Source organism: Streptomyces sp. NPDC057654, from assembly GCF_042800135.1.
In the GTDB taxonomy this organism is placed as follows: Bacteria; Actinomycetota; Actinomycetes; order Streptomycetales; family Streptomycetaceae; genus Streptomyces.
Genome location: NZ_JBHVHQ010000786.1, coordinates 1 through 4,080, shown reverse-complemented (window position 1 = coordinate 4,080; position 4,080 = coordinate 1). Strand labels below are relative to the sequence as shown.

General features: G+C 67.9%; 3 protein-coding genes. All 3 read right to left on the bottom strand.

The window, feature by feature from the left end; translation table 11 throughout:
- Nucleotides 1–71 precede the first annotated feature (71 nt).
- Nucleotides 72–1,865 carry an ABC transporter substrate-binding protein gene (locus ACFU99_RS35845; RefSeq protein ID WP_384400459.1) on the bottom strand — a complete coding sequence of 598 codons (1,794 nt, stop codon included), beginning with the start codon at nucleotides 1,863–1,865 and terminating at the stop codon, nucleotides 72–74.
- Between the two features lie 87 nt (nucleotides 1,866–1,952).
- On the bottom strand, nucleotides 1,953–2,990 hold the full coding sequence (locus ACFU99_RS35840; RefSeq protein ID WP_384400456.1) for an ABC transporter permease: 1,038 nt from the start codon (nucleotides 2,988–2,990) through the stop codon (nucleotides 1,953–1,955).
- A gap of 349 nt (nucleotides 2,991–3,339) precedes the next feature.
- Nucleotides 3,340–4,080: L,D-transpeptidase family protein (locus ACFU99_RS35835; RefSeq protein WP_384400453.1), on the bottom strand; the 741-nt coding region annotated here is incomplete at its 5' end.

Below are 4,080 nucleotides of genomic sequence, written 5' to 3'. Positions count from 1 at the left end.
GCTGGCGGGCACGGCCGTGCGTACGACGACCGGTACTGGTTCTGCTGGTTCTGTTGTCTCTGCTGGTTCCGCTACTTCACGAAGACGCCGGTCGGGTCGACCGAGCCGTACACCGGCTGGTACTTGACGCCGCCGAGTCCCGAACCCCAGAGCGAGAACTGCCGGTTGTAGAACGTCGGGACGCCCGGCACGTCCTCCGTGAAGATCTTGTCGGCGAGCTTCATCCACTGCGGCGCGGCCTTCTTGATGTCCGTGATCGCGTTGATGCGGTCGATCTCGGAGTTGACCTTCGGGTTGTCCAGATGCCCGTAGTTCTGGCCGCCGTCCGCGATCTGCCGGCCGTCGAAGAGGGGCGGCACGACCGTCGAGGAGACCGGCCAGTCCGCGCCCCACGAGGAGCGGTAGATGTCGAACTTGTTGTCCACCTGCGAGGTCGCCGTCCGCCAGGTGTTGGCGTCCACCTCCTTCTTCTCGACCTTGAAGCCGGCCTTCTGGAGCGCCTGGGTCACCACGACCGCGACCTTCTGCTCCACGTCGGTGTTGCGGTAGGCGTAGACGATCTCCTGGCCGACCTTCCCGGCCTCCTTCAGCAGCGCCTTGGCCTTCTCCGTGTCGCCCGCCGGGTGCGTCTTCTTCCCGTACGGGTCGGTGGCCTGGTAGCCGTCCATCGCCGGGGACAGGTAGTTGGTGGCGATGGTGCCGGCGGTCGTGCCGCCGTTCTGCTGGAGGATCTGCCCGTTGGGCATCGCGTAGGCCAGCGCCTTGCGGACCTTGACGTCCTTGAGGCGGGTCATGTTGAAGCTGATGTAGTCGACGTACGGCTGGATCTCCACGAAGCGCCGGGCCTTGGTGGCGGCGTCGTCCAGGACGTTCTTCGTCATGCCCGGATCGACGGCGTTGGTGAACGACATCGCGTTCTTGTCGGTGCCCTGCTGCGCCAGGATGCGCCGCGTCTGGTCCTGGGGCTGGTGGCCGAAGCTGATGTCGAACCGGTCGACGTACTGGTGCCGGATCGGGTCCGTCGCCGGGTCCCAGTTGGGGTTCTTCACCAGTGTCAGCGACTTGCCGACCTTGAAGTCCTGGACCTGGTACGGGCCGGAGGAGAAGGGCGCGTTGTCGTACTTGCGCTGGGTGTCCTTGGCCGCCTTCACCGCCCCGATGTTGGGCATCGCGGTCGCGAACGGGGTGTCCGCGTGCGGTTTGCGGAAGTGCAGGACGACGGTCTTGTCGTCGGGGGTGTCCAGCACCGACGCGGGCAGGTGCTTGCCCTTGTACGGGCCGTCCGGCAGCGCCTTGCGGAACGCGGTCCCGTCGCCCGAGAGCCACTGCGGAATGTACATCGGGCCGTCGGTCTCGAAATCGGCGTAGAGCCGCTCGATGCCCCACCGCACGTCCTTGGACGTGATCGGCGAGCCGTCCTGGAACTTCAGCCCGTCCTTGAGCTTGAACGTCCAGGTCTTGCCGCCGTCGGAGGCGGTGCCGGGGCCCGTGGCGAGGTCGCCGACGACCTTGGCCTTGCCGGAGGCGTCCACCTTGTAGGAGGTGAGCGAGCGGTTGTAGAGCATCTGGGCGGTCAGCATGTCGGAGTAGTAGATCTGACCGGGGTCGAGATGGTTGAAGGCGTCGCGCTGGAGAACGGTGACGGCGCCGCCCTTTTTGGCGCCGGGCACCTCGGGGGCGGGCCCCTTCGAATCCGCCTCGGTGCCGATCGTGAAATTGGAGGACTTGTTCTTGTCCGCGGACGGGCCCTGTTCCTTTTCTCCTCCACCGCCCCCGCCGCCGCTGCTACAGGCGGTGAGCACAAGGGCTCCGGTGGCCAGGGCTGCGGCGGCGAGCCGGGCTCTGCGCCGGGGAGACGAAGTCATCAGTCGTTGCTCCTGCCTCGGGTGTCGGATGGATATCCGCGGCCCGCACATCCGTGATGCGCGCGACGTGGATATCCGTGGCTTCGCCTAACGGTTCGTCTTCGGGTCGAATGCGTCCCGGACCGAATCCCCGAGCAGGTTGAAGGCGACCACGAAGACAATCATGGCGATGCCCGGGAAGAAGATGTAGGTGAGGTCGCTCTCGTAATAGTCGGCACCGGCCTTGAACATGCGGCCCCAGTCGGGGGTCGGCTCGACGATTCCGACGCCCAGGAAGGAGAGACCGGCTTCCACGGTGACCAGCGTCGGCAGCATCAGCGTCGTCTGCACCAGGATCGGCGTCCACAGATTGGGCAGCAGTTCCTTGGTGATGATGCGCCAGGGAGCGGCGCCGGTGACCTTCGCGGCCTCCACGAACTCCCGTTCACGCAGGCTGAGCACCTGGCCGCGGAGGAGGCGGGCCATTCCCATCCAGCCCAGCAGCCACAGCACCAGGATCAGCGTCACCACCCGCAGATAGGTGGGCGTCTCCTTCTCCGGGGAGACGAACAACGAGTACACGACGGGGGTGAAGGCGACGAAGGACAATTGGCTGGGGAACGCCAGCAGCAGATCGATGAAGCGGCCCAGGAAGTAATCGGTCCGGCCGCCGATATAGCCGGCGGTGACGCCGATCAGCACGCCCGTGGCCACGCAGAGCAGGGTGGCGATCGTGGCGATCAGGAGCGAGGTGCGGATTCCGTAGACGAGCTGCGTGAAAACGTCCCGGCCGAGCGTCGGCTCGATTCCGAACCAGAAGTCGACGGATATACCGCCGTTCGCTTTGACCGGATATCCGAACTCATTCAGCAGGCCCGGTTCGTCGAGCCCGTACGTGGTCGTCGGATTCTTCCCGTACAGCTTGGAGATCAGCGGCGCGGTGATGGCGACGAGCAGGAAGAAGAGCACGATGAACGCCGAGATCACGCCCGTGCGGTCGCGCTTGAAACGCCGCCACATCAGCTGGCCCGGCGACCGCCCGACCAGTTTTCCCAAATCCCCGCCGCCGTCCGGGGTGACGTTCAGCGGGTCGAGAGGGGAGGAGCCGCCGGCGCCCGCCGCCGCGGCCTGGGAAGGACTCGTCATCGCGTGAAGCCCCCGCACTGGTCGTCCGCACTGTCGTCCGCACTGTCAACTCGTGGAGCCGTCGCGGGCGCCGTGTGCGCCGCGAGTTGAGCGGACTTTTGCAATGAAGTCATAGGCCGGTCAAGAGGGCGTCGGCGGCGGATGTGCAGTTCCTTCGTATCTTGAGCGAAGGTTTTGCAGATTGAGGTGCGTGCGTGCTTGACAATGGCATTCGGCGGGCAACTGCGGGCCGAATAGTGCGGTGCGCGAGGGGTATTGGGATATTACGGCGACGGGATGGGCGATCCCGGTCGGATGGACCGGGACCGGCGGCCGGGCTGCGGTGCGGCGGGCGGCGGGCTCGGCGGATTCAGCGCCTGAGGGACGCGGCGTCGCCCATGACGACGATCGGCTTACGGGCCGGGTCCAGCGTCCGCAGCAACTCGGCCATCCGGTCCTGGCCGACGCTCACACAGCCGTGCGTGGGGCCGCCGTGGTCGACGTGGAGCCAGATGCCGCCGCCCCGGTCCTCGCCCATCGGGCGCGTCCAGTCCATCGGCGAAGTGCCGGGCTTCCGGTTGTAGTTGATGGCCACGACGTAGTCGAAGGAGCCCGCCAGAGGCTCGTCAGCGAACCCGGTGCCGCCGACGGTGAAGCCGCGCGAGCGGGTGTACGGCAGCTTCGCACCGGGATCGGCGAGCCTGCCGCCCGCGTCGGTGAGCGTGAACACCCCGATCGGCGAGCGCAGATCGCCCATCCGGTGCTTCTCCGACCAGCCGCGCAGCGCGTTGTGCGCGGGCCAGGACGCGCCCGCCCGCCAGCCCTCGGACGTCCGCTCGTACACCACCACGGTCGACTTCGGCGAGTTCTTCCCCTCGCCGGTCACGACCACGGCCTGCCGGGCGCCGGCCGGTATCCGCGCGAGCGTGCGCGGCCCGAGGCCGGGCAACTCGCGCGGCAGCGTCTGGGTGGCCACCTCATCAGGCGTGGCCGCGGCCTGCGATGCCCAGGACTCTGTCGCGGTTGGGGGGGGCCACCCCCCCGCGGGGGGGCGCCCCCCCCACCGGGGCGGCCCCCCCCCCCGCCCGGCCCCCCCGGCGCCGCCCCGCGG